Origin of the sequence: Curtobacterium sp. VKM Ac-2865, from assembly GCF_015350905.1 — a bacterium.
Lineage (GTDB): Bacteria > Actinomycetota > Actinomycetes > Actinomycetales > Microbacteriaceae > Curtobacterium.
In genome coordinates, this window is record NZ_JADKRZ010000001.1 from 874607 (window position 1) to 899381 (window position 24775).

Genomic DNA, 24775 nt, shown 5'->3' on the forward strand with positions numbered 1-24775 from the left:
CTGCACGAACGTGCAGCGGCCCTGATCGGCACAACCGTGCCGAACGGATGTGCTCCGGGAACGACGACAGGCGCCGGGCTGATGCCCGACGCCTGTCGTCTGGAGGACGAGGACCCGCTGCCTACAGCAGGCCCTTGTCCGTCAGGAACTCCTTGGCGATGGTCGACGCCTTCTCCTTGTCGGCCGTGCTCTTGGCGTTCAGCGAGATGAGCTCGTCGGTCGTCAGGACCTTGCTCACCTTGTCGATGTCAGCAGCGGCCTTGTCGCTCACCTTGCTCGACACGACGGGCGTGACGTTCTGCGGCAGGATCAGGTTCTTCGGGTCCGTCAGCGAGACGAAGTCGTTCGCCTTGATGCTCGGGTCCGCGCTGTAGATGTCGGCGAGCTGGACGGTGCCGTCCTTGAGGGCCTTCACGGTCAGGGCTCCGCCGGAGTCCTCGATCGCCTTGAAGTCGACGTCGACCCCGTACTCGGACTTCAGGCCGTTCGGCCCGTACGGCCGGGTCTGGAACTCGGAGTTGGCACCGACGGTGAGCGAGTCCTTGACCTTCGACAGGTCGGACAGGCTCGTGACGTCGTACTTCTCCGAGAAGGCCTTGGTGACGGTGTAGCTGTCCTGGTCGGTGGCCTCGGCGGAGTCGAGGGCACGGAGCCCCTTCGGCAGCGACTCCTTGAGCCCGGACGCGATCTCCGACGCGGTCTTCGCGGTCGACTTCTTGTCGTAGTACTGCAGCAGGTTGCCGCTGTACTCCGGCATGACGTCGATGGCGCCCTTCTGCAGCTGCGGGAGGTACACCTCGCGCTGACCGATGTTGTAGTTGCGCTTGACGTCGAAGCCGTCCTTCTCGAGGACCTGGGCGTAGAGCTCGGCGATGATCTCGTTCGAGTAGTACTGCTGCGAGCCGATGACGATGGTCTTCGAGTCGGACGAGGCGCTCGAACCGCTGTCGAGCGGGTTGCTGGACGCGCAGCCGGCGAGGGCGGCGACGACGCCGACCGCCAGCGCGGCTGCGACGCCGACGCGGATCTTGGGTGCTGTGATCACGAGGGGTTTCCTTCCGGGATGGGATTGCGGGCTCGCTCGCGCGATCCCTTGCGTCGCCCGGCTTCCCGGCCGGAGACGCCCGCGGGCACCACCACCCGTTGCAGCAGGGAGAAGACGATCTCGAACGCGATCGCGAGTGCGATCACGAGGATGGAGGCGCCGAGCATCATGGCGTAGTCCTGGGTCTTGAGCCCGAGGAACACGTACCCGCCGAGTCCGCCGGAACCGACGTAGGCGGCGAGCGTCGCGGTGGCCACGACCTGGAGCACGGCCGCACGGATGCCACCGATGAGCAGCGGGAGCCCGAGCGGGATCTCGACCTTCGACAGGATCTGCCAGCCGGTCATGCCCTGCGCGCGGGCGGCGTCGACCGTGACGGGGTCGACGGACTCGATGCCGGCGTAGGCACCGGCGAGCACCGAAGGGATCGCCAGGACGACGAGCGCCAGGAGCGGTGCCTGCAGGTTCACGCCGAGCAGCAGCCCGAACAGGGTCAGCACGCCGAGGGTCGGCAGGGCACGGATGCCGCCGGACAGGGCGATCGCGAGACCACGGGCGCGACCGGTGTGGCCGATCAGGTAGCCGAGCGGCACCGCGATGACCGAGGCGATGAGCACCGCGAGCAATGAGATCCACACGTGCTCCCACAGCCGCGCGGGGATGGGGTTGAAGCCGGTGTAGTTGGCGGGGTCGAAGACCCAGCCGAAGGCCTGTCCGATGATCACGAGGCGACCTCCGCTGCCTGCAGCACCCGACGGGCCTGGCGTCTGGACACGGACGTCTTCCGGGTCCAGGGCATGACCAGGCGTCCGAGCACCACGAGCAGGCCGTCGACCGCGAACGCGAGGACGAGCACCATCACGATGCCGGCGACGATCTCCTCGGTGATGCCACGCCCGATGCCGTCGGTGAAGAGCGAGCCGAGGCTGGTGATCCCGAGGACCGCGCCGACGGTGGTGAGCGAGATCGTCGAGACGGCCACGACCCGCAGACCGGCGAGGAGCACCGGTCCGGCCAGGGGCAGGTCGACGCGGAAGAACCGCTGGACGCCCGAGTACCCCATCGCGGTGGCAGCCCCGGTCGTCGCGCTGTCGACGGACTCGAGCCCGTCGACCGTCGACCGGACCATGAGCGCCAGGCCGTACAGCGTCAGGCCGATCACGACGTTCGCGGGGTCCTGCAGGCCGGTGCCGATGAGGCTGGGCAGGGCGATGAAGAGCGGCAGCGACGGGATCGCGTAGAGCAGCCCGGCGAAGGTCACGATGCCGCCGCCGACGCCACGGGTGACGCGCTTGCTGCCGGGACGTCGGAGGCGGACGACGAGCCAGCCGATCGGGATCGACAGCACGAAGCTGATGACGATGGGCGGCAGGGCGATCGCCAGGTGCGCCACGGTGTCGTCCCCGATCGTGTCGAGGTTCGACAGCACCCAGTTCACCTCAGGCCCCCACCCTGCGCCGGAGCACCCGGGGCGTCGTCAGACGCTCCGGCCTCGTCGGTCGCGGGCAGGGTGGACGGCACGGCAGCGGCGGCGTCGACCACCGCCACGGGACCGGTCAGGACTCCGGCGGCACGGCCGTCGCCGTCGACGACGATCGGGCCGGTCGGCGTCTGCTCGATGCGCAGTGCGCGTCGGCCACGGCCGGCCCCGATGAAGTTGGCGACGAAGTCGTCGGCCGGCTCGGAGAGGATCTCGGCGGGGGTGCCCATCTGGGCGATCTCCCCGCCCTTCTTGAGGATGACGACCTGGTCGCCGAGCTTGAAGGCCTCGTCGATGTCGTGCGTGACGAAGACCACGGTCTTGCCGAGCTCGCGCTGCAGGCGGATGAGCTCGTCCTGCAGGTCGCTGCGGACCAGCGGGTCGACGGCGCCGAACGGCTCGTCCATCAGCAGGATGTTCGGGTCGACGGCCAGGCCGCGCGCGACGCCGACACGCTGCTGCTGTCCGCCCGAGAGCTGCGAGGGGTACCGGTCGGCGAAGGCACGGTCCAGCCCGACGGTGTCCATCAGCTCGAGTGCGCGCTGGCGGGCGTCCTGCTTGGACACGCCCGTCAGGAGCGGCACCGTGGCGATGTTGTCGGCGACCTTGCGGTGCGGCAGCAGTCCGGCGTTCTGCATCACGTAGCCGATGCTGCGGCGGAGCTTGACCGGATCGACGCCGGCGACGTCGTCGCCGTCGATCGACACGGAGCCCGACGAGGGGTCGACCATGCGGTTGATCATGCGGAGCAACGTCGTCTTGCCACAGCCGCTGGACCCGACGAAGACCGTCGTGGTGCGGGAGGGGATGACGAGGTCGAACCGCTCGACGGCGTTGGTGCCGTCCGGGTACGTCTTGCGCACCGAGCGGAATTCGATCATGGGGTGGGTGCCCTTCTGGTGGGAGGTAGCCCGACTCCGAGTGAGAGTACCCGTCACCACCGACACCGGTTGCGTCCGGTGACGAACCGTGACCAAATCGGGGCGTCGACCGCCCTGCCGGCGGTGACCCCGGGGCGGCGGAGGCCCCGGGAACGACGCCACCCGCGCCTCCTGGCAGGAGTCGCGGGTGGCGGGTGGTCCGGTTGGCGCACGGCGTGTCGGACGGGCGGGTCGACGGTCAGGAGGCCGCGATCACCGATTCCATGTAGCTGCGCGTCATCGTGCGGTAGGCCTCGATCAGGGGCCGGTCCGGGTGGTCCCGGTCGCGGTGGGCGCGTGCCAGGACGGCGTGGCCGGACTCGGCCAGGACGACCCAGGCACGGGCGACCGTCTCGTTCTCCGGCACGCCGAAGCGCTCGCGCATGATCCCGCCGACCGCGCCGCCGAGGGCGGCCATGCGGTCCTCGTCGTCGCCGACACCGGACTCTGCGGCGTCACCGAAGCGGATCGCCCGGAAGCCGGGCTCGGTGCGGTACATCTCCGACGTCATCTCGATGAAGGCGTCGCAGGCGGCCTGCCAGGTGGTGGCGCCGGAGGTCTCGAGGGCTTCGAGGAACTTCTCCGCGAGACGCTGCGTGCAGCGGATCGCGAGGGCCTCGACGACCGCGATGCGGTCCGGGAAGTAGCGGTAGACGGTGCCGATCGACGCCCCTGCCCGTTCGGCGACCATTGCGGTCGTGAGCCGTTCGAACCCGATCTCGTCGATGACCGCTGCTGCGGCGTCGAGGAGTCCGGAGAGGCGTGCCGAACTGCGGGCTTGGACCGGCTCGTTCCTGAGCAGTGATGATCCCCCCGGCAGTGCGTTCGTGACCTCGGTGACGAGCACGTGTTCTCCTTCTCGCAGTGAGCGCGGGCTGATTGTCTGACGGGGCAACTCTCGCAGAGACCGGCTGGAACATCCCTGCGATTCCCGGGGTGTCGAACTCCGCTCGTCGACAACCGGACAGTGGCGCATGGGATGATGGCCCGATGCCCGACCCGAGGTCCCATGAGCTGTCGCTGGCCGAGCCGATCCTCCACCGGGCCGCCCGGATCGAGGACGCCGTCCAGGAGTTCCGTGAACAGCGTGCCAGACGCCACGGTCTCGTGCCGACCGTCATCCCGTACACCGGGTACGGCGCTCCCGGGTGGATCCGGGTCCTCTGCCGGGTGCTGTTGACCCGCCGCGGACTGGCCTCGGACGCATCCTTCACGGGGGTGCGCGGCTGGAAGACCTTCACGAGCGTCGCGGTGGACCACGCCGAGGTCACCGTCACTGCCGGCGGTTCGACGCACACGGTGCAGTCCGACCGCGGCGGCGTCGTCGACACGATCGTGCCGATCGACCTGGAGCCGGGCTGGCACACGATCCGGCTGTCGGCGGGTGGGCAGCGCGAGGCCGAGGCGGACGTCTTCGTCGTGCACCCGGACACGCGCTTCGGCCTGCTCTCCGACATCGACGACACCGTGATGGTCACCGCGCTCCCCCGCCCGATGCTCGCGGCCTGGAACTCCTTCGTCGTCACCGAGCACGCACGACGCCCGGTCCCCGGCATGAGCGTGCTGTACGAACGCGTCCTCGCGCAGCACGCCGGTTCGCCCTCGGTGTACCTGTCCACGGGGGCGTGGAACGTCGCGCCGACGCTGCAGCGCTTCCTGACCAGGAACATGTACCCGTCCGGCACACTGCTGCTCACCGACTGGGGCCCGACGCACGACCGCTTCTTCCGGAGCGGGCAGCTGCACAAGCACGACAACCTGCGGCGCCTGGCGCGGGACTTCCCCGACGTCCGCTGGCTGCTCGTCGGCGACGACGGCCAGCACGACGAGGCCCTCTACGGCGAGTTCGCCCGTGAACACCCCGACAACGTGGCCGGTGTCGCGATCCGCCAGCTCTCCACGAGCGAGGCCGTCCTCGCCGGTGGTCGTTCCCGCGCGCAGGAACGCTCGCGGGACTCGGCGGCCCCGTGGGTGTACGCCCCGGACGGCGCAGGACTGTGGGCCGAGCTCGGGCGGGTCGGGCTCGTCGAGCTCGACTGAGCCGGTCCGGCCCGGGTCGCTGAGCCCATCTTCAGCGCTCGGTCGCCCAGACGGGTTGACGCCCGATGCCGGGTGGTTCGATTGGCGCATGACACAGCGCATCGAGGACCACGCGATGATCGGCGACTGCTACTCCGCCGCCCTGGTCGACCGAGCCGGGACCATCGACTGGATGTGTCTGCCGCGCTTCGACAGCTCGTCCACGTTCGCGGCCCTGCTCGGCGACGAGCACGACGGGCACTGGACCCTCCACCCGACCGACCCCGAGGCCACCGCCGAGCGGCGCTACGAGGAGGACACCCTCGTCCTCACGACGATCTGGACCACCGCGTCCGGCGTCGTCGAGGTCACGGACTTCATGCCGATCGGTGCGCACCGAGCCGCGGTCGTCCGGCGGGTCCGAGGTCTGCAGGGGTCCGTCGAGATGCGGCAGACGCTGCGCATCCGCTTCGACTACGCCTCGGCGCTCCCCTGGGTGCGGCAGATCGGGGACGACGACGACCCCGCCCTCGTCGCCACCGCCGGGCCGGGATCGGTCATCGTGCGGGGTGTCCGGTTCCGCGCCGACGACCACCGGCACGTCGCGACCACGACGATCCACGACGGTGACGTGCTCGACACCGAGCTCACCTGGTACCCGTCGCACCGGGAGCCGCCGGAGCCGCTCGACGTGACACCCGCGCTGGCAGCGACGACCGCCTGGTGGCGCGCGTGGGCCGGCAAGACCCGCGTCGAGGGACCGTACGCGGACGCCACCCGCCGGTCCCTGCTGCTCCTCCGCGCGATGACCCACGCCGAGACCGGTGGGGTCGTGGCCGCGGTCACGACGAGCCTGCCGGAGGACCCGGGTGGCGAACGCAACTGGGACTACCGCTACGTGTGGCTCCGCGATGCCTCGCTCACCCTGGCGTCCCTCATCGCCCACGGGTACCGCGACGAGGCCACCCACTGGCGCGGCTGGCTGCTCCGGGCCATCGCTGGCGACCCCGCCGACGTGCAGATCATGTACGGCATCGCCGGTGAACGCGAACTCGCCGAGCGGGAGCTCGACCACCTCGCCGGGTACGCGCACTCCACGCCCGTCCGGATCGGCAACGGCGCCTCGACGCAGTACCAGGGTGACGTCTTCGGCGAGGTCCTCGCGGCACTGCACGACGCCCGCGAGCTCGGTGTCGAGGAGAACGCCGACTCCTGGGCACTGCAGCGCGCACTGCTCGGGTTCGTCGAGCAGCACTGGCAGGAGCCCGACAACGGCATCTGGGAGATGCGCGGGCCCCGACGTTCGTTCACGCACTCCCGCGCGATGATCTGGGCGGCGTTCGACCGCGGGGTCGCTGCCGTGGAGGAGTTCGGGCTCGAGGGTCCCGTCGAACGGTGGCGGGAACTCCGCAGTGCCGTCCGCGCCGAGATCGACGAGCACGGCTGGAACGCCGAGCGTGGCGCCTTCCGGCAGCACTACGACACCGACGAGGTCGATGCGAGCCTGCTCGTCCTGCCGCAGATCGGGTACTGCAAGGCGACCGACCCGCGCATGCTCGGCACGGTCGCCGCCATCGAGCAGGACCTGCGCGTCGGCTCCGACGGCCTCGTGCTGCGCTACCGCACGTCCGCGGGGTTCGACGGGCTGTCCGGCAGCGAGCACCCGTTCCTCGCCTGCTCGTTCTGGCTCGTGGAGCAGTACGCCGCGTCAGGCCGGATCGAGGACGCCGAACGACTCATGGACGTGCTGGTCGGGTACGCCAACGACGTCGGCATGCTGTCGGAGGAGATCGACGTCGCGACGGGCCACCACATCGGCAACACCCCGCAGGCGCTGAGCCACCTGACGCTCGTGTCGGCCGCTGACGCGATCCAGCGGGCACGCGGTGCGGGCTCCGGGCACCGCACGCGGATCCCCCAGCACGACGGTGGCACGCGCGCCGCCGCGGGCGTGGGTGGCTTCGCCGGCACGCCCGCCTGAGCGGGGGGCGCGGGGCGTAGCGGGTCCGATCGCGCGTAGCGGGTCGAATCGCGCGTAGGGGGCCGTTCGGTCCCACCTGCCACGCGCGATCCCACTTTCCACTGCGCGTGCGATGGGAAGGAACGTCGCCCCGCCGACGCCCGCACAGACAGACGGGAGGCCCGGTGCCAGCTGGCACCGGGCCTCCCGTCTGTACGGTGTGCCCGTTCAGGGCACGGGGTGACTCAGGAGGACGACTCCCAGTCCGCGGGACCGCGCGAACCGGCGCGGTACTCCTCGAGGGGGACGTCGTTCGCCTTCCACGCGGCGACGACCGGCTCGACGATCTCCCAGCAGCGCTCGGCCACGTCGCCGCGGATGGAGAGCAGCGGGTCGTCGTGGAAGATGCCGTTGAGGACCTCGCCGTACGGGGTGAGCTCGCCGTCGCTGAACGAGGAGGACAGCGTGACCTGGCCCATCTCGAACGGGTTGCCGCCACCGTTGGCCGAGACGGTCAGCTCGATCTCGTCCGGGTTCAGCACGATGCGGAGCGTGTCCGTCTTCGGACGACCGCTCAGGCCGGAAGGCAGGCGCGGGACCGGCTTGAAGGTGATGAGGACTTCCTTGCGGCTGTTGCCGAGGGCCTTGCCGGAGCGCAGGGTGAACGGGACGCCCTTCCAGCGGGCGGTGTCCACCTCGACGGAGATCTCGGCGAGGGTCTCGGTCTGACGCGAGGGGTCGACGCCGTCCTCCTCCTGGTACGAGGGGAGGTCCTTGCCGTCGATCGTCCCAGCCGTGTAGACGGCGCGACGCGAGGCGATCTTGGCGTCGTCGCCCTTGAGCTGCGTCGAGCGCAGCGCACGGGCGAGGGACGAGCGGAACTCGACCGAGTCGATCTCGGCCGGGGCGTCCATCGTCACGATGCCGAGGATCTGCAGCAGGTGCGACTGGATCATGTCGACCATCGCGCCGGCCTCGTCGTAGTACTGCGCGCGGTTCTCGAGCCCGAGGGTCTCGTCGTAGAAGATGTCGACCTTCTCGATGTTCTCCGCGTTCCAGATGGGCTCGAACAGGCGGTTCGCGAAGCGCAGACCGATGATGTTCAGGACCGTGGTGCGACCGAGGAAGTGGTCGGTGCGGTGGACGCGGTCCTCGGGGACGAGCTTCAGCACCGTCTCGTTGAGGGCCTTGGCGCTGGCGACGTCGGTGCCGAAGGGCTTCTCGAACGCGAGGGTGGTGCCCTGCGGGAGCTCGACGTGCTCGAGCGCCTCGCAGATGTCCGAAGCGATCTGCGGCGGGAGCGCGAAGTAGAGGATCGGCTCGTTGTCCGCGGCAGCGAGGAGGGCCTCGAGGTGCTTCGGGTCGGTCGGGTCGCCCTGGATGAACGTCGTCGACTCGAGGGTGGCGTCGACCTCCGGGCCCTTGACGTCCTGCGAGGCGAAGGACGTCGTGACGATGTCCTTCCACTTCTCGGGGCTGCGCTCGCTGCGGCCCGTGCCGATCAGCTGCACGGGGACGGCGCGGCCGCTCTGCAGGAACGTGCCGAGACCCGGCAGGAGCAGGCGGGAGGCGAGGTCGCCCGTCGCGCCGAAGATGATGAGAGTGCGCTTGTCGGTCACCGGGGGTGACTCCTTTCGCGAGGTGGATGGGTCCGCGTGGCTCAAGCCGCGGTCGGACCGGTTGATTCCCCAGGCCGGAACGCTGTCACGATCCACAGCCGGGAAGGTCGTCCGGACGCAGTTCGGGCGGCACCAGGTGGTGCCGCCCGAAGTGCGTCAGGTGCGGGTCAGTGCCCGAAGTTGCCGCGGTAGTACTCGAAGACCCAGCCGACGAGCGTGACCGTCACCAGCGCGACGCCGATCGGGACGATCCAGAGGCCGGCTGCGACCCCGAGGAAGATGATCGAGACCGAGGCTGCCAGGAGGATGGGCCACCACGACCACGGGCTGAAGTGCCCGAGCTCGGCGTCGCCGTCCTCGATGTTGGCGTCTTGACGGTCCTCGGGCAGGTCCCCGCCCTGGGCCGACAGCACGCGCTGCAGGTAGAAGGCGATGAACGCCGACATGATCCCGACGAGGCCGATGCCCATCGTGCCGACCGGCTCCCACCCACCGTGGTTGAGGCGGAACCAGATCGTGTACGCGGCGTCCGCGAGGATGAAGAACCCGAAGAGGATCCAGAACAGGTTGACGTTGGCGCGCATGGCCTTACTTCACCTCGCCCTTCGCGGCGTCGTAGGTCGGAGCATCGGGAGCGTCCTTCGCAGGACCCACACCGATCGGCACACCCGCTTCGGGGTGGTTCAGGTCGAACGCCGGGGACTCCGAGCGGATACGCGGGATCGACGTGAAGTTGTGTCGCGGCGGCGGGCAGGAGGTCGCCCACTCGAGCGAACGGCCGTAGCCCCACGGGTCGTTGACGGCCACCTTCGGAGCGTTCCGCGCAGTGACGTAGACGTTGAAGATGAACGGCAGGAACGAGATGCCGAGGATCATCGCGCCGATGGTCGACAGCTGGTTCATCCAGGTGAAGCCGTCGTTCGGCAGGTAGGTCGCGTAGCGACGCGGCATGCCGATGACGCCCAGCCAGTGCTGGATCAGGAACGTGGTGTGGAACCCGACGAACAGCAGCCAGAAGTGGATCTTGCCGAGACGCTCGTTCAGCATGCGCCCGGTCCACTTCGGCCACCAGAAGTAGAAGCCGGAGAACATGGCGAACACGACGGTGCCGAATACCACGTAGTGGAAGTGCGCCACGACGAAGTACGAGTCGGACACGTGGAAGTCGAGCGGCGGCGAAGCCAGGATGACGCCCGTGAGCCCACCGAACGTGAACGTGATCAGGAAGCCGATGGCCCACAGGATCGGGGTCTCGAAGGTGACCGAGCCGCGCCACATCGTGCCGACCCAGTTGAAGATCTTCACGCCGGTCGGGACCGCGATGAGCATCGTCATGAGCGAGAACCACGGCAGCAGCACCGAACCGGTGACGTACATGTGGTGCGCCCACACCGTGACCGAGAGGGCCGCGATGGAGATGGTCGCGTAGACGAGGGTCTTGTAGCCGAAGATCGGCTTGCGGCTGAAGACCGGGAAGACCTCGGAGACGATGCCGAAGAACGGCAGCGCGATGATGTAGACCTCGGGGTGCCCGAAGAACCAGAAGAGGTGCTGCCAGAGCAGCGCTCCACCGTTGGCCGGGTTGAACACCTGGGCGTCGAACACCCGGTCGAGACCGAGGCCGAAGAGTGCGGCGGCGAGGACCGGGAAGGCCATCAGCACGAGGAGCGACGTCACGAGGGTGTTCCACGTGAAGATCGACATGCGGAACATCGTCATGCCGGGGGCGCGCATGGTGATGATCGTCGTGATGAAGTTCACGGCACCGAGGATCGTCGAGAAGCCGGTGAGGCCGAGCCCGAAGACCCAGAGTGTCCCGCCGAGCCCTGGTGTGAACGTCGTGTCACTCAATGGGGCGTAGGCGAACCAGCCGAACGACGCGGCGCCCTGCGGGGTGAGGAAGCCACCGACGGCGATGAGGCCACCGAAGAAGTAGAGCCAGAACGCGAAGCCGTTGAGTCGCGGGAAGGCGACGTCGGGGGCACCGATCTGCAGCGGCATGATCGCGTTCGCGAAGCCCGAGAACAGCGGCGTCGCGAACAGCAGCAGCATGATCGTGCCGTGCATCGTGAAGAGCTGGTTGTACTGCTCCTTCGTCGCGACGAGCTGCAGCCCGGGCTCGAAGAGCTGCGCACGGATGACGAGTGCCATCACGCCGGCGAGCAGGAAGTACAGGAACGACGTGATCAGGTACATGTACCCGATCGTCTTGTGGTCGGTGGAGGTGATCCACCGGACGATGATGTTGCCCTTCCGACCGACCTTGGACGCCTGGAAGTCCGGCGTCGCGGTGCTGGTCGGTTGGCCGACGAATGACGTTGTCATCTGGCGAGCCCCTACTTGTCGTCGCTCGACGCCGTGACGGGCGCCTTGTTGTCAGGCTGGTTCGTGTTGGTGTTGTACTCGTCGCCGAGCAGGCCCACCTTGCCCTGGTCGGTCAGGGTGTCGAGGTACGCCTGGTAGTCAGACGACGACACGACCTTGACCTGGAAGAGCATGAGGGAGTGGTACTCGCCGCAGAGCTCGGCGCACTTGCCCTGGTAGGTCCCGATCTTCTGCGGGATGAAGTACTCGTAGTTCGTCTTGCCGGGGAGCATGTCCTTCTTGTACAAGAAGTCGATGACCCAGAAGGAGTGGTCGACGTCACGCGAGTCGAGCTCGATCTTGACCTTCTTGTCGACGGGCAGGTACAGCGTCGGCAGCTGCGACTCGTCGATCGCCCCGTTGGCGTTCTCTTCTTCCTGGGCCTGGATGCCCTGATAGTAGACACTCTTCGAGGGGTCGTTCTGGTTGATGTAGTTGAAGTCCCAGCCCCAGCGCTTGCCGTAGACGTGCACCGTGGTGTCCGGCTGTGCGAAGGGCTTCTCGATCGCGGCCTGGTCCTTGGCGGTGAAGGCGAAGAAACCCAACACGAGGATGAGCGGCACGATCGTGTAGAAGATCTCGAGCGGCATGTTGTACCGCATCTGCACCGGGAGGCCGGTCTGGCCCTTCCGACGGCGGTAGACGATGGCGGCCCAGATGATCAGACCCCAGACGATGAGCCCCACCGCGAGCAGGACGATCCAGCTCGTGGTCCACAGGCCGACGACGCGGCTCGTGTGGTTGGTGACGTCCTTCGTCCCTTCCGTCCCGGGGAGCCATCCGTTGAGCTGCTGCTGCGAGCAGCCAGCCAGTGCGATGACCAGACCGACGGCCACCGGGACGGCCGCCCAACGTATACGGCGATTCGAACGCACTGTTACCTCTCGGAAAGACGTGGAAGCGAGAGCGCAGCCTGTCGTTGCCGACAGCGAGCCGCTGTGAGGCGACGCATGACTGGTTCCCAGCTTGGTTGGAACACTCCTAGCTTACTCGCAGCCGGTGACAGCGAGTGCACGCCCGACACGCGTGGTGGACTCTCGCGCACCCTCGAAGCAGGGTTTTCCCCAGGTCATCCGCGAGATGTCCGAGATCGGCGACGTCGCCACGCCGGACGACGAACGAGGAGCGACCGTGGTGGTCGCTCCCCGTTCGGGCGTTGCTCGTGGTGGGCTCAGTGGAAGCTGTCGCCGCACGCGCAGCTGCCCTGCGCGTTGGGGTTGTCGATCGTGAAGCCCTGCTTCTGGATGGTGTCCTCGAAGTCGATCGTCGCACCGTCGAGGTACGGGACGCTCATCTTGTCGACGACGACCTCGACACCGTCGAACTCGGCGGTGGTGTCACCGTCGAGCAGGCGCTCGTCGAAGTAGAGCTGGTAGATCAGGCCCGAGCAGCCACCGGGCTGTACGGCCAGGCGCAGGCGGAGGTCGTCGCGGCCTTCCTGCTCGAGGAGGCTCGCCACCTTGCCAGCGGCGGCGTCACTGAGCAGGACCCCGTGCGACGGGACGGCCGTGGTGACGGCTTCGGTCGTGATGGTGTCGCTCATGAGCGCCTCCTTCTGGGCGGTGCGGTCACCGCGCCTCGTCGTCGATTGTAAGCACCCCCACCGACGGAACGCACATGCCCGTCGCATGCTGTGGAGGACATGCACGGTTCCACCTGCCGGGGGCGAGCGGACGGGACCGGTCGACCCGGGCCTCCCGTCCGGTGTCCGCGCTCAGGCGCGCGTCGCGAGCCGGGCCAGCAGGATCGTCTCGGAGGCGACCGCGCGATGCAGCACACCCAGGTGCTGCGACTCGTTCGGGCTGTGCGCGCGCGTGTCGGGGTCCTCGACGCCCGTCACCAGGATCTGGGCCTCGGGGAACTCGGCGGCGAGGTCGGAGACGAAGGGGATCGAGCCGCCGATGCCCTGCTCGACCGGCTCGGCGCCCCAGCCCTCGGCCATGGCGGTCCTGGCCTCCTTGACGGCCCAGCCACTGGTGTCCACCAGGAAGCCGTCGCCGGCGTCGGGCTCGCTGAGCTCGACGCGGGCGCCGAACGGGGTGTGGGAACGGATGTGCCGCTCGACGGCCGCCGCGGCGTCGGTCGCGCTCTGGCCCGGGGCGACCCGCACCGACACGCGCGCGCTGACGGTGGGCAGCAGCGTGTTGGACGCGTTCGCCACGCTCGGGACGTCCATGCCGGTGACCGTGATCGACGGCTGGAACCACATGCGCGAGAGCACGTCGCCGGTGCCGACCGGGCGCACGCCGGACACGAGGGCGGCGTCGGCGGCGAGCTCGTCCTCGGAACGCGCGGGGACGGGGGCGTCGTACGCGGTCAGGCCCTCGACCGCGACCGAACCGGCGTCGTCGTGCAGGGAGCTGAGGAGCCGGACCATCGGGAGCATGGCGTCGGGGGCCGCTCCCCCGAACATGCCGCTGTGGCTGGCGTGCTCGAGCGTCGTGACGGTCAGCTTGAAGGTCACGTTGCCGCGGAGGGACACGGTGATCGCGGGGACCTCGGTGGACCAGTTGTCGCTGTCGGCCACGACGATGACGTCCGCGGCGAGGTGCTCCTTCTGCTCCCGCAGGAAGGTGCGGAACGAGCGGGAGCCGAACTCCTCCTCGCCCTCGACGAACAGCACGATGCCGAGGTCGAGGTCGTCCCCGAAGCGGGCGTGCAGCGCGCGGAGCGAGGCGATGTGCGTCATCACGCCGGCCTTGTCGTCCGAGGCGCCGCGGCCGTAGAGCCGGTCCCCACGCAGCGTCGGCTCAAACGGCGGGGTCTCCCAGAGCGCGTCGTCGCCCTGCGGCTGCACGTCGTGGTGGGCGTAGAGCATCACGGTCGGCTTGCCGTTCCTGGCAGGCCGGACGGCCAGCACGGCGGGCTGCCCGAGCTCGACGCCGGCGTGCTCGGTGCCCTCGGCATCGCTGGCGCCGTCGGGCGTGTCACCGGACACCGCGGACCGCACGATCCGGACCGACTCGAACACGCCGGTGTCCCGCGCGAGGTCGGCGACCGCCTCGGCACTGCGCCGCACGGCCGACGCGTCGAACGCGGACCATGACACCGACGGGATCCGCACCAGCGCGGAGAGGTCGGCGATCGTCCGGGGCAGGTCGCCGTGGACCTGTTCGCGGAGGGCGTCGAGCAGCTCGGGGTCGGTCGCGGGCGCGGACTGTGCGGTGTCGGTCATGCCCGGTAATCTAGAGGACACCATCGTCGGGCTGTTCCCCGGCGCACCGCTCACCGACCAGCAGGAATCACCGTGGCGAAGGCAGCACCCAAGACCAACACGACAGTCAACCCCTCGGAAGAGGAACTGCTCGAGCAGGGCAAGGGTCGTCCCACCCCGTCCCGTCGTGAGCGAGAGGCAGCCAACCGCCGTCCGCTCGTGGGCAACTCCCCCGTGGACAAGAAGGCAGCGCGTGCACGCCTCAACAGCGAGCGCGAGAAGGCCCGCGTCGGCATGGCCAACGGCGAGGAGCGCTACCTCCCGGCGAAGGACCGAGGCGAGCAGCGCCGGTTCGTCCGCGACACCATCGACGCCCGCTGGAACGTGGGCGAGGTGATGATGCCCGTCCTCGTGCTGTTCCTGATCGTGGGCTTCGCCGCACCGCAGACCCCGATCGCGTCCTACTCCCTGCTGGTGATCTGGGCGTTCGTCGCGCTGTTCCTCATCGACTGCGTGGTGCTCTGGCTGATGCTGCGCAAGAAGATCACCGCGAAGTTCGGCGAGTTCCAGTCGCGGACCTTCTTCTACATCCTGACCCGGGCGTGGCAGCTGCGGTTCCTGCGGCTGCCGAAGCCCCAGGTCAAGCGCGGGCAGTACCCCGCCTGACCCCGAGTCTGAGAAGCGCCACCGGCATCGCCGGTGGCGCTTCGTCGTTCCCGGCGGCGGGGGCCGGCGGCCAAGGCGGTGGCCGGTGGCGGGCGGCCGGCGGCCGGTGGCCGGTGGCCGGTGGCGGGCGGCCGGCGGCCGGCGTCCAAGGCGGTGAGATCGCACTTCGTGTCGGGTCAGGGGTCGCCGAGGCGACACGGAATGCGATCTCACCGAGGTCTCGGGGCCGGGGCCGGGACGCGCCGGAACGGAGGCTCGGTGCCGGGCCGGTGGGGAGCCTCCCGTCCGGCGAGTGGTCGCGAGACCCCGGGTGCACACCGGCCACCGACCGTTGGTCGCGCGGCACGCGCGCGACGCGGCTCGACCACCCGGCGAACCTGAGCGGGGACTCGCGGCCGGTCAGCGCCGCCGACTGCCGCCCGCGGCGGTGAGATCGCACTTCGTGTCGGGTCGCCACCTGCGGAGGCGACACGGAATGCGATCTCACCGCGATCTCGGGGCCGAGACGCGCCGGACCGGAGGCTCGGCGCCGGGCCGGTGGGGAGCCTCCCGTCCGGCGAGGGGTCACGACACCCCGGGTGCGCACCGCCGACCGGCCACCGACCGTCGGTCGCGCGGCACGCGCGCGACGCGGCTCGACCACCCGGCGAACCTGAGCAGTGTGTCGCGACCGGTTGGCGCGGCCGGCGGCCACTCGCGGCGGTGAGATCGCACTTCGTGTCGGGTCGCCACCTGCTGAGGCGACACGAACTGCGATCTCACCGAGGCCGGGGCCGGGACGTGCGTCAGCGCTGCGCGCGACGCAACCGCTTCCGGCGCAGCCGGTTGATCCGTGTGGCCCAGGTCGGCCCCTCGTAGAGGAACGCCGTGTAGCCCTGCACGAGCGTGGCACCGGCCTCGATCCGGGCCTGGACGTCGGCCTCCGTGGTGACGCCACCGACGGCGATCACGCAGAAGTCCGCCGGCACGACGGCCCGCACGCGCCGGAGCACGTCGAGCGAACGCGACGCGAGTGGCGCCCCGGACAGTCCCCCGGCGCCCATGGCGGCCACGTCGGCCTCGGGCGTGGTCAGTCCGGAGCGCTCGATCGTGGTGTTGTTCGCGATGACGCCGGCGAGCCCGAGGTCGACGGCGAGACCGGCGATCGCGTCGATCTGATCGTCGGTCAGGTCCGGCGCGATCTTGACGAGGACGGGCACGCGGCCGGCGGACTCGTGCACCGCGGCGAGCAGGGGGCGGAGCTGGTCGAGCTCCTGCAGTCCGCGCAGTCCGGGCGTGTTGGGCGAGCTGACGTTGACGGCGAGGTAGTCCGCGAACGGGGCCAGGAGCCGCGTCGACTCGAGGTAGTCGTCGACGGCGTCGGCGACGTCCACGACGCGGCTCTTGCCGATGTTGACGCCGATGACCGGGCGACCCGGGTTGCGTCGCGCCCGCTCGAGTCGTCGAGCGGCGGCTGCGGCGCCGTGGTTGTTGAAGCCCATCCGGTTGATCAGCGCGCGGTCGGCGATGAGCCGGAAGAGCCGGGGCTTGTCGTTGCCGGGCTGGGGCTTCGCGGTGATCGTGCCGACCTCGACGTGCCCGAAGCCGAGCAGGCCGAGCCCGGCGATCCCCTTGGCGTTCTTGTCGAACCCGGCGGCCAGGCCGAAGCGGGACGGGAAGTGGATGCCCATCGTCGTGACGCCGTCAGCGGCCGAGGGACGGGAGTACCGCTCGACGACCCCGGCGAGGAACGGCACCCGCGGCAGCCACCGGATGACCGCGAACGCGACGTGGTGCGCCCGCTCAGGGTCCATGTTGGCGAACACCGCGCGGAAGACCACGCCGTAGCCGACGCGGACGCACCGTTCGGCGATGTTCGTCACGCGTCCGCCCCGGTGGTCGCCGTGCGCGGGCCGTCGTGGTGGTCGATGCGGAGCTGACCGATCGCTGACTCGAAGTCCTCGAGCGAGTCGAACGCCTGGTAGACGCTGGCGTAGCGGAGGTAGGCGACCTCGTCGAGCTCACGCAACGGGTCGAGGATCGCCAGGCCGATGTCGTTGGCGTCGATCTGGCTGGCCCCGGAGGACCGCACGATCTCCTCCACGCGCTGCGCGAGCACCGCCAGGTCGGAGTCGGTGACGGGTCGTCCCTGGCACGCCTTGCGCACGCCGGAGATGATCTTCTCCCGCGAGAACGGCTCGAGCACCCCGTTGCGCTTGACCACGTTCAGCGACGCCGTCTCGGTGGTCGAGAAACGGCGGCCGCAGTTCGGGCACTGGCGGCGTCGGCGGATGGAGGTGCCGTCGTCGCTCGTGCGGGAGTCGACGACGCGGGAGTCCGGGTGGCGGCAGAAGGGGCAGAACATGGCACCGCCAAGGCTATCGGTTCACGCGCTCCGTCACGGCGGCACCGTGCCCCGGCAGCTGCTCCTCGGTGGAGAGCGCGACGATGTGCGGGGCCACCTCGGCCAGGGCCGCGGCCGTGTACCGGATGACCTGCTGCGGCCGGAGGAACGTCGACGCGGACAGCCCGGACCCGAAGCGCGCCTGACCACCCGTCGGCAGCACGTGGTTCGACCCGGCGAGGTAGTCGCCGAGGCTGACCGGCGTGCTCGGCCCCACGAAGACCGCGCCGGCCGCGTCGATGTCCGCGAGCACGGCGTCGTCGTCGACGGTCTGGATCTCGAGGTGCTCCGGCCCGTAGGCGTTGCTCACCGTGGCAGCGTCGGTGAGCGAGTCCACCAGCACGACCGCGGACTGCGGGCCGTCGAGTGCGGCCTGGAGGCGCGTGGCCGTCCCGAGGGCGGCCGTGCGTTCCGGGATGGCGGCTTCCACCGCGTCGGCGAAGGTCGCGGACGTCGTCACCAGCACGCTGCCGGCCTGCTCGTCGTGTTCGGCCTGGCTGATGAGGTCGGCCGCCACGAACCCGGGGTCGGCGGAGTCGTCCGCGATGACGAGGATCTCGGTGGCGCCGGCTTCGGAGTCGATGCCGACGACGCCACGCACCAGGCGCTTCGCCGCTGCGACGTAGTTGTTGCCCGGGCCGGTGACCAGGTCGACCGGGTCGAGGCCGATCTCGGCGACGCCGTACGCCAGCGCACCGATCGCGCCGGCCCCGCCCATCGCGTAGACCTCGTCGACACCGAGGAGCCCCGCCGCGGCGAGGATCGTCGGGTGCACGGCGCCGCAGTGGTCACGCTGCGGCGGCGACACGAGCGCGATCGAGCCGACACCGGCGACCTGCGCCGGCACGACGTTCATCACGACGCTGGACGGGTAGACGGCCTTGCCGCCCGGCACGTAGAGCCCGACGCGACGCATCGGCTGCCAGCGCTGGTGCACCTCGGCACCGTCGCCGAGGGTGGTCACGGACGGCTGCGGGACCTGCGCAGCGCTCGCGGCGCGGACGCGGGTGATGGCTTCGTCGAGGGCGGTGCGGAGCTGCGGCGTGAGCCCGGCGACCGCGGCGGCGATCTCGGCGGCTGGCACCCGGACGTGCGCAGGGGCTCCCCCGTCGAACCGCTCGGCCTGCTCGCGCAGTGCGTCGGCACCGCGGTCGCGCACGTCGTCGACGAGCACCCGGGCGGCGTCCACCGCATGCCCGACGTCGCCGACGGCTCGGGGCATGAGTCGGAGGAGTTCGGCACGGGCGGGGAGGCCGCCGCGGAGGTCGATTCGCTGCATCATGAGGGCTCCAGCGTAGCGAGCACCCCTGACCTCCCCGTGCCTCCGGCGTGCGTCAGCCCGCGTCCCGCCAGGCCGTCCGGAGCTCGTCCGCGGCGCGACGGGCCGCGGCGTCGGTGCCGGCGTCCGAGACGTCGAGCTCGTCGTGCACGGTGACGTTCAGGACGCTGCCGCTCGCCAGCCGGACCTGGACGGACGCGCCGTCGAGCCCGAGCGGACGCACCGCCCTGGTGAGCGCCGGGAACGCCGACGTCGACGGGACGCTGAGCCAGAGCTCGGTCGCCCGGCCACCGGCGGACGGCAGCAGCACGGCCGCGGGTGACCACGGGGCGACCGCCGTCACGACCGCCGCGGCCCGGACGATCGTGGACGGGCCGGCGGACACCGCGAACCCCGTCTCCGGCTGCCGGTCGGCCCCGAGCGCGTCCTCGCTGGACGCGACGTCGATCCGTTCGACGGCACCGGGGTCGGCGACGGCACCGACCGCGCTCGCGACCGCTCGCGCCGCCGCCGTGTCCGACACGACGAACCCGACGCTGGTCGGTGTCTCCTCGACCCGCGTGGTGTGCACACCGGTGGCAGCGACGGCGGCGACGATCCGGTCGGGTGCCGCGTACTCCCCCGCTCCCGACCGGTGCACGTCCCCGCCCGACACCAGCAGCTGCACGCCGGTCGGCAGCAGCGCCGCGACGGCCGTCCGGACGCCGGTCGCCTGCGCGGCGGTCTCCGTGTGGACCGACACGGTCGAGGGCGTGACGACGGCACCGTCGGTCCCCGGGACCGCCGCCACGTCGCGCACGAGCGACCCGAGGTCCGTCTCGTCGAGCGGCGGTGCGGTCCCGGGGATCGGGCTCGGGCTCGGGGTTGAGGAGTCCGACGGCGGCCGTGCGACGTCGGGGAAGTCCCTGGCCTCGCGGTCCGACGACGACACCACCCATGCCGCGGACGACCACGGGGAGAAGTCGTCGTCATCGTCGGGTCGACCGGCGTAGGCGATCGTCGTGCCCGGCGAGAGGTGGGGCACGGCGGCCGCGACCCGACGCGCACGGTCCCACGCGGCGGCGAGGTCGTCCGGGTCGGCAGCGCCCAGGGCGACGTCCGACCGGGCGATCGTCCCGCCCTCGAAGCGCTCGTCGTGTCGCACCGACTCGAGCGCCCGGAGCACCCGGTGGTTCGGCGTCTTCTTCGCCGCGAGCGGGATCCGGTAGCCGTCGACGACGACCCGGCCGCTCCAGGACAGCGAGCCGTTCGCGTGCTCCGCCATGTACCGGCCCATGTCGTCGACGAGCGCGGTGACCCGCGCATCGGACAGGCCCGGCTCGAGTTCGGCGTCCACCGAGGCCTTCCCGGAGAACGGCAGGTTGTTGGTGCCGCCTCCGTCCACGCTCGCGATGCCCTCGACCGACCGGAAGTGCTCCGCGAAGTCGTCGCCGGCACCCGACCCTGCGTCGAGGTGGTTGCTGCACCCCGCCACCGCGAGTGCGAGGACCGCAGCCGTGATGGCCGCCAGCGTCCTGGTCGTGGCGCGTGCGGTCGTCCTGGTGCTCCCCCGAGTCATGCCAGCACGGTACCCCAGCCCGCTGCCGTGACCGCGGCGACGACGGGGCGGTGGTGGTCCGCGGCGACCCGGTCCCACGCCCCGAGGAGCACGAGCGTGGCGATCCGGAACGCCAGCGCCCGGACGAGCAGCCGCGACCACGCGGGGACACCGGCACCGAGCGGCCCGAGGGCGTCGAGCGGCACGCCGTGCCAGCACACGGCGTCGACCGCCGCGATCGCCGCCCCGAGCCCGGCGGGCCGCCAGTACGGCGCCCAGTCGAACACGGCCGGTGGCACGCCGGGCGCGAAGAGCACGTTGCCGAGCAGGTCGCCGTGGATCAGCTGCGCCGGGGCACCGACCGGTCGGAACGCCGCCGCCAGCCGCTCGAGCGTCGGGTCCTGCGGCAGTGCGGTCTCGCCCCACACCATCCGGTCCGCACGGCTCCAGGGGTCGTCCGTCGTGTCGAGGAACGCCGGGCGAGGCAGGTCGGCGAGGGCACGGTGGAACGCGGCGCCGGCACGCATGACGTCTCGCACACGGGACTCGTCCGTCGCGCCCTCGACCCAGGTGGAGGCCTCCCACCCGCCGTGGAGCCACGACCCGTCCCGCGTCGGGACAGGTCCTGGCGTCCGGAACTCCGCGGTGTGCGGGAGCCCGGCCAGCACGTCGGCCTTCCACGCGGCCTCGGTCGGGTCGCCGTGCGGCCGCAGCACGAGGTCGCCGACGCGCCAGGTGAGCCCACGCCCGCCGGACAGCGGTTCCGGCAGCACCCCGGCGACCCCGAAGGCCGTCAGGGTCTCGGGGTCGGGGCGTCCTGGGCGTTCCACGCTCGTACTCCCGGAGGACCGCGCTACACCAGGCAGCGCGGGCCGAGCAGGCTCTTCAGCTCGCCGAACAGGTCCGGGGTCAGGTTCACCGGGAACGGCAGCTCGAAGGTCCGAGCGACGTCGTCCTTGAGCAGCCGGAGCCGCACCTCGGTGTCGCCGGTGTGTCGGCCGAGGACCGCTGCGAGCTCGGTCACCGTCTCGGTGGTGGCCTGCCGCTCCGGCACCGACAGCGTCAGCGGGCCGGAGCCCATCACGTCGCCGAGGGCGGGCTGGAACATGCTCACGGCGTGCAGCGCCTTGCCGTCGTCACGGACGTTGACCCGACCGCGCAGGACGACGATCGAGTCCGCCACCAGGGACGGCCCGAACTCCTGGTACGTCTTGCCGAGGAACATGACGCCGATCTCGCCGCCGAAGTCCTCGATCTGGACGATGCCGTACGGGTTGCCGCTCGTCTTCGCCACGCGGTGCTGCACGCTCGTCAGGAGTCCCGCGACCGTGACGGTCTCGCCCTCCACGGAGTCGTCGGCACCGATGAGGTCGGCGATGGTGATCGACTGGTGCTTCGCGAGCTCGATCTCGAGCCCCGCCAGCGGGTGGTCGGACACGTACAGCCCGAGCATGTCCCGCTCGAACGCGAGCTTGTCGCGCTTGGACCACTCGGGGCGTTCCGGCACCTGGGACACCGCGGCGACCGTCGGCTGCTCCTCGGCGACCTCGGCGAAGAGGGAGTCGAAGTCGAAGCCCACGTTGCCGTGGACCTCGTCGCGCTTGATCTTCACCGCGGCCTCGACCGCGCCCTCGTGGATCTCGACGAGTGCACGGCGGGTGTCGCCGAACTCGTCGAACGCCCCGGCCTTGATGAGCGACTCGACGGTCCGCTTGTTGGCGGACGAGATCGGGATCTTCCGGAGGAAGTCGTGGAAGGAGTCGAAGGCGCCCTTCTCCTTCCGCGCCTTGACGATGTCGTCGACGACGTTGAACCCGACGTTGCGGATCGCGCCCATGCCGAAGCGGATGTCGTTCCCGACGGCGGCGAAGAAGCCGATCGACTCGTTGACGTCCGGCGGCATCACCCGGATGCCCATGCGGCGGCACTCGTTGAGGTAGAGCGCGAGCTTGTCGCGGGCGTCACCGACGGACGTCAGCAGCGCTGCCATGTACTCGGCCGGGTAGTGCGCCTTGAGGTACGCCGTCCAGAACGAGACGACGCCGTACGCGGCGGAGTGCGCCTTGTTGAACGCGTAGTCGGAGAACGGCAGCAGGATGTCCCACAGCGTCTTGATCGCAGCGGCCGAGTACCCGTTGTCGAGCATGCCGCGCTCGAAGCCGGCGTACTGCTTGTCCAGCTCGGACTTCTTCTTCTTGCCCATCGCGCGACGGAGGATGTCCGCCTGACCGAGCGAGAACCCGGCCACCTTCTGCGCGATGGCCATGACCTGCTCCTGGTAGATGATCAGGCCGTAGGTCCCGCCGAGGATCTCCGCCAGGGGCTCCTCGAGCTCCGGGTGGATCGGCGTGATGGGCTGCTCACCGTTCTTGCGGAGCGCGTAGTTCGTGTGCGAGTTCGCACCCATGGGGCCCGGACGGTACAGGGCGATGAGCGCGGAGATGTCCTCGAAGTTGTCCGGCTTCATCAGCCGCAGCAGCCCACGCATCGGGCCGCCGTCGAGCTGGAAGACCCCGAGCGTGTCGCCGCGCTGCAGGAGCGCGTACGCCTCGGCGTCCTCGAGCCCCATGTGCTCGAGGTCGAGGTCGGTGCCGCGGTTGGACTTGATGTTGTCCAGGGCGTCGCTGATGATCGTCAGGTTCCGCAGGCCCAGGAAGTCCATCTTGATCAGGCCGAGCGACTCCGATGCCGGGTAGTCGAACTGCGTGACGATCTGGCCGTCCTGCTCCCGCTTCATGATCGGGATGATGTCGATCAGCGGGTCGCTGGACATGATGACGCCGGCGGCGTGCACGCCCCACTGGCGCTTCAGGCCCTCGAGCCCGAGGGCCGTGTCGAAGACCGTCTTCGCCTCCGGGTCGGTCTCGACGACGGTGCGGACGTCGACGGCCTCCTTGAAGCGCGGGTGCTCCTTGTCGAAGATCCCGGTGAGCGGGATGTCCTTGCCCATCACGGGCGGCGGCATCGCCTTCGTGAGCTTCTCGCCCATGCCGAACGGGAAACCGAGGACGCGCGAGGAGTCCTTGAGCGCCTGCTTCGCCTTGATCGTGCCGTACGTGACGATCTGCGCGACGCGTTCGCTGCCGTACTTGTCGGTGACGTACTTGATGGCCTCGCCGCGGCGCCGGTCGTCGAAGTCGACGTCGAAGTCGGGCATCGAGACGCGGTCCGGGTTGAGGAAGCGCTCGAAGATCAGGCCGTGCCGGATCGGGTCGAGGTCGGTGATGCGCATCGCGTAGGCGACCATCGATCCGGCGCCGGAACCACGGCCGGGGCCGACGCGGATGCCGTTGTCCTTGGACCAGTTGATGAAGTCGGCGACGACGAGGAAGTACCCCGGGAAGTTCATCTGGTTGATGATCCCGACCTCGTAGTCGGCGCGGTCCTGCACTTCCTTCGAGATGCCGCCGGGGTAGCGGTACTGCAGCCCCTTCGCGACCTCTTTCTCGAACCAGGTGTGCTCGGTCTCGCCGTCCGGCACCGGGAACTTCGGCATGTAGTTCGCCGAGGTGTCGAACTCGACGTCGCACCGCTCGGCGATGAGCAGCGTGTTGTCGCAGGCCTCGATGTTGTCGCGGAACAGGTGCCGCATCTGCTGCGGGGTCTTGAGGTAGAACTCGTCGGCGTCGAACTTGAACCGGTTCGGGTCGTTCAGCGTCGAGCCGGACTGCACGCAGAGCAGCGCCGCGTGCGACTTGGCGTCGTGCGAGTGCGTGTAGTGCAGGTCGTTCGTGCCGACGAGCGGCAGGCCGAGGTCCTTCGCCAGGCGGATCAGGTCGCCCATGATGCGGCGCTCGATCTCGAGGCCGTGGTCCATGATCTCGGCGAAGTAGTTCTCCTTGCCGAAGATGTCGCGGAAGTCGGCCGCGGCCTTGATGGCCTCGTCGTACTGGCCGAGGCGCAGGCGCGTCTGGACTTCCCCGGACGGGCACCCGGTGGTCGCGATGATGCCCTCGTGGTGCTCGCTGAGGAGTTCGCGGTCCATGCGGGGCTTGAAGTAGTAGCCCTCGAGCGAGGCCTTCGACGACAACCGGAACAGGTTGTGCATGCCCGTGGTGTTCTCGGCGAACATCGTCATGTGCGTGTACGACCCGGCACCGGAGACGTCGTCCCCGCCACCGTCGCCCCACCGCACACGGGTCTTGTCGGACCGGTGGGTGCCGGGCGTGATGTAGGCCTCTGTCCCGATGATGGGCTTCACACCGCCGGCCTTGGCGGCCTTCCAGAACTCGAACGCGCCGAACATGTTGCCGTGGTCGGTCACCGCCACGGCCGGCATGCCCTGCGCTGCCGTCTCGGCGACCAGGTCGTTCAGTCGCGCGGCGCCGTCGAGCATCGAGTACTCGCTG

General features: G+C 70.1%; 20 protein-coding genes. 3 read left to right on the plus strand and 17 right to left on the minus strand.

Features of this window, described 5'->3' with window-relative positions; genetic code table 11:
• Nucleotides 1-121 precede the first annotated feature (121 nt).
• The 5 genes from ITJ54_RS04190 to ITJ54_RS04210 all read right to left on the minus strand — a co-directional run bounded on the left by ITJ54_RS04190 (nucleotide 122) and on the right by ITJ54_RS04210 (nucleotide 4292).
• Nucleotides 122-1045, minus strand: a complete 924-nt coding sequence (locus ITJ54_RS04190; protein ID WP_194626007.1) for an ABC transporter substrate-binding protein — start codon at nucleotides 1043-1045, stop codon at nucleotides 122-124.
• Nucleotides 1042-1770 (minus strand): ABC transporter permease, encoded by a 729-nt coding sequence (locus tag ITJ54_RS04195; RefSeq protein WP_194626008.1) that lies wholly within the window; start codon nucleotides 1768-1770, stop codon nucleotides 1042-1044. The genes ITJ54_RS04190 and ITJ54_RS04195 overlap by 4 nt, the downstream gene beginning before the upstream one ends.
• On the minus strand, nucleotides 1767-2483 hold the full coding sequence (locus tag ITJ54_RS04200) for an ABC transporter permease (protein ID WP_194626009.1): 717 nt from the start codon (nucleotides 2481-2483) through the stop codon (nucleotides 1767-1769). Before ITJ54_RS04200 ends, ITJ54_RS04195 begins: the two co-directional genes overlap by 4 nt.
• The gene (locus ITJ54_RS04205) at nucleotides 2480-3406 is read right to left on the minus strand and encodes an ABC transporter ATP-binding protein (RefSeq protein ID WP_194626010.1); all 927 of its coding nucleotides are present in this window, start codon (nucleotides 3404-3406) and stop codon (nucleotides 2480-2482) included. The genes ITJ54_RS04200 and ITJ54_RS04205 overlap by 4 nt, the downstream gene beginning before the upstream one ends.
• 238 nt (nucleotides 3407-3644) lie before the next feature.
• A complete protein-coding gene (locus ITJ54_RS04210) occupies nucleotides 3645-4292 on the minus strand; it encodes a TetR/AcrR family transcriptional regulator (protein WP_194626011.1) in 648 nt (215 codons plus the stop codon).
• A gap of 143 nt (nucleotides 4293-4435) precedes the next feature.
• Here ITJ54_RS04210 and ITJ54_RS04215 point away from each other — a divergent pair, with 143 nt between their 5' ends.
• Together ITJ54_RS04215 and ITJ54_RS04220 are read left to right on the plus strand one after the other, a co-directional pair.
• Nucleotides 4436-5485, plus strand: coding sequence for an App1 family protein (locus tag ITJ54_RS04215; RefSeq protein ID WP_194626012.1), 1050 nt, complete (start codon nucleotides 4436-4438; stop codon nucleotides 5483-5485).
• A gap of 55 nt (nucleotides 5486-5540) precedes the next feature.
• Entirely contained in the window at nucleotides 5541-7445 is a 1905-nt protein-coding gene (locus ITJ54_RS04220) for a glycoside hydrolase family 15 protein (protein ID WP_267237972.1), read from the plus strand.
• Between the two features lie 224 nt (nucleotides 7446-7669).
• Here ITJ54_RS04220 and ITJ54_RS04225 read toward each other — a convergent pair whose 3' ends face one another.
• From ITJ54_RS04225 to ITJ54_RS04250, 6 genes are all read right to left on the minus strand, one after another.
• Complete coding sequence (locus tag ITJ54_RS04225) at nucleotides 7670-9043, minus strand: glucose-6-phosphate dehydrogenase (RefSeq protein ID WP_194626014.1); 1374 nt, start codon at nucleotides 9041-9043, stop codon at nucleotides 7670-7672.
• A gap of 167 nt (nucleotides 9044-9210) precedes the next feature.
• Nucleotides 9211-9627, minus strand: coding sequence for a cytochrome c oxidase subunit 4 (locus ITJ54_RS04230; RefSeq protein ID WP_194626015.1), 417 nt, complete (start codon nucleotides 9625-9627; stop codon nucleotides 9211-9213).
• Between the two features lie 4 nt (nucleotides 9628-9631).
• Nucleotides 9632-11368 (minus strand): cytochrome c oxidase subunit I, encoded by a 1737-nt coding sequence (gene ctaD, locus ITJ54_RS04235; protein WP_071276075.1) that lies wholly within the window; start codon nucleotides 11366-11368, stop codon nucleotides 9632-9634.
• An 11-nt stretch (nucleotides 11369-11379) separates the two neighbouring features.
• Nucleotides 11380-12282, minus strand: coding sequence for a cytochrome c oxidase subunit II (gene coxB, locus ITJ54_RS04240; protein WP_194626016.1), 903 nt, complete (start codon nucleotides 12280-12282; stop codon nucleotides 11380-11382).
• Between the two features lie 296 nt (nucleotides 12283-12578).
• Nucleotides 12579-12950 carry a HesB/IscA family protein gene (locus ITJ54_RS04245; protein WP_194626017.1) on the minus strand — a complete coding sequence of 124 codons (372 nt, stop codon included), beginning with the start codon at nucleotides 12948-12950 and terminating at the stop codon, nucleotides 12579-12581.
• Nucleotides 12951-13121: 171 nt separating this feature from the next.
• Nucleotides 13122-14582 (minus strand): dipeptidase, encoded by a 1461-nt coding sequence (locus ITJ54_RS04250; protein WP_194626018.1) that lies wholly within the window; start codon nucleotides 14580-14582, stop codon nucleotides 13122-13124.
• Nucleotides 14583-14654: 72 nt separating this feature from the next.
• Here ITJ54_RS04250 and ITJ54_RS04255 point away from each other — a divergent pair, with 72 nt between their 5' ends.
• Nucleotides 14655-15227 (plus strand): DUF3043 domain-containing protein, encoded by a 573-nt coding sequence (locus ITJ54_RS04255; RefSeq protein WP_323741588.1) that lies wholly within the window; start codon nucleotides 14655-14657, stop codon nucleotides 15225-15227.
• Nucleotides 15228-16012: 785 nt separating this feature from the next.
• Here ITJ54_RS04255 and ITJ54_RS04260 read toward each other — a convergent pair.
• From ITJ54_RS04260 to dnaE, 6 genes are read right to left on the minus strand one after another with little or no spacing between them, the layout of a single operon-like run.
• Nucleotides 16013-17080: a quinone-dependent dihydroorotate dehydrogenase gene (locus ITJ54_RS04260; RefSeq protein ID WP_416354890.1), complete on the minus strand. Its 1068-nt coding sequence runs from the start codon at nucleotides 17078-17080 to the stop codon at nucleotides 16013-16015.
• A gap of 5 nt (nucleotides 17081-17085) precedes the next feature.
• On the minus strand, nucleotides 17086-17571 hold the full coding sequence (gene nrdR / locus ITJ54_RS04265; RefSeq protein ID WP_071276085.1) for a transcriptional regulator NrdR: 486 nt from the start codon (nucleotides 17569-17571) through the stop codon (nucleotides 17086-17088).
• A gap of 13 nt (nucleotides 17572-17584) precedes the next feature.
• Nucleotides 17585-18892 carry a histidinol dehydrogenase gene (hisD, locus tag ITJ54_RS04270; RefSeq protein WP_194626020.1) on the minus strand — a complete coding sequence of 436 codons (1308 nt, stop codon included), beginning with the start codon at nucleotides 18890-18892 and terminating at the stop codon, nucleotides 17585-17587.
• 52 nt (nucleotides 18893-18944) lie between these two features.
• Nucleotides 18945-20447 carry a hypothetical protein gene (locus ITJ54_RS04275; RefSeq protein WP_194626021.1) on the minus strand — a complete coding sequence of 501 codons (1503 nt, stop codon included), beginning with the start codon at nucleotides 20445-20447 and terminating at the stop codon, nucleotides 18945-18947.
• The gene (locus tag ITJ54_RS04280; protein WP_194626022.1) at nucleotides 20444-21256 is read right to left on the minus strand and encodes a hypothetical protein; all 813 of its coding nucleotides are present in this window, start codon (nucleotides 21254-21256) and stop codon (nucleotides 20444-20446) included. The genes ITJ54_RS04275 and ITJ54_RS04280 overlap by 4 nt, the downstream gene beginning before the upstream one ends.
• A gap of 23 nt (nucleotides 21257-21279) precedes the next feature.
• Nucleotides 21280-24762 carry a DNA polymerase III subunit alpha gene (gene dnaE / locus ITJ54_RS04285; RefSeq protein ID WP_416354891.1) on the minus strand — a complete coding sequence of 1161 codons (3483 nt, stop codon included), beginning with the start codon at nucleotides 24760-24762 and terminating at the stop codon, nucleotides 21280-21282.
• Between the last annotated feature and the right edge of the window lie 13 nt (nucleotides 24763-24775).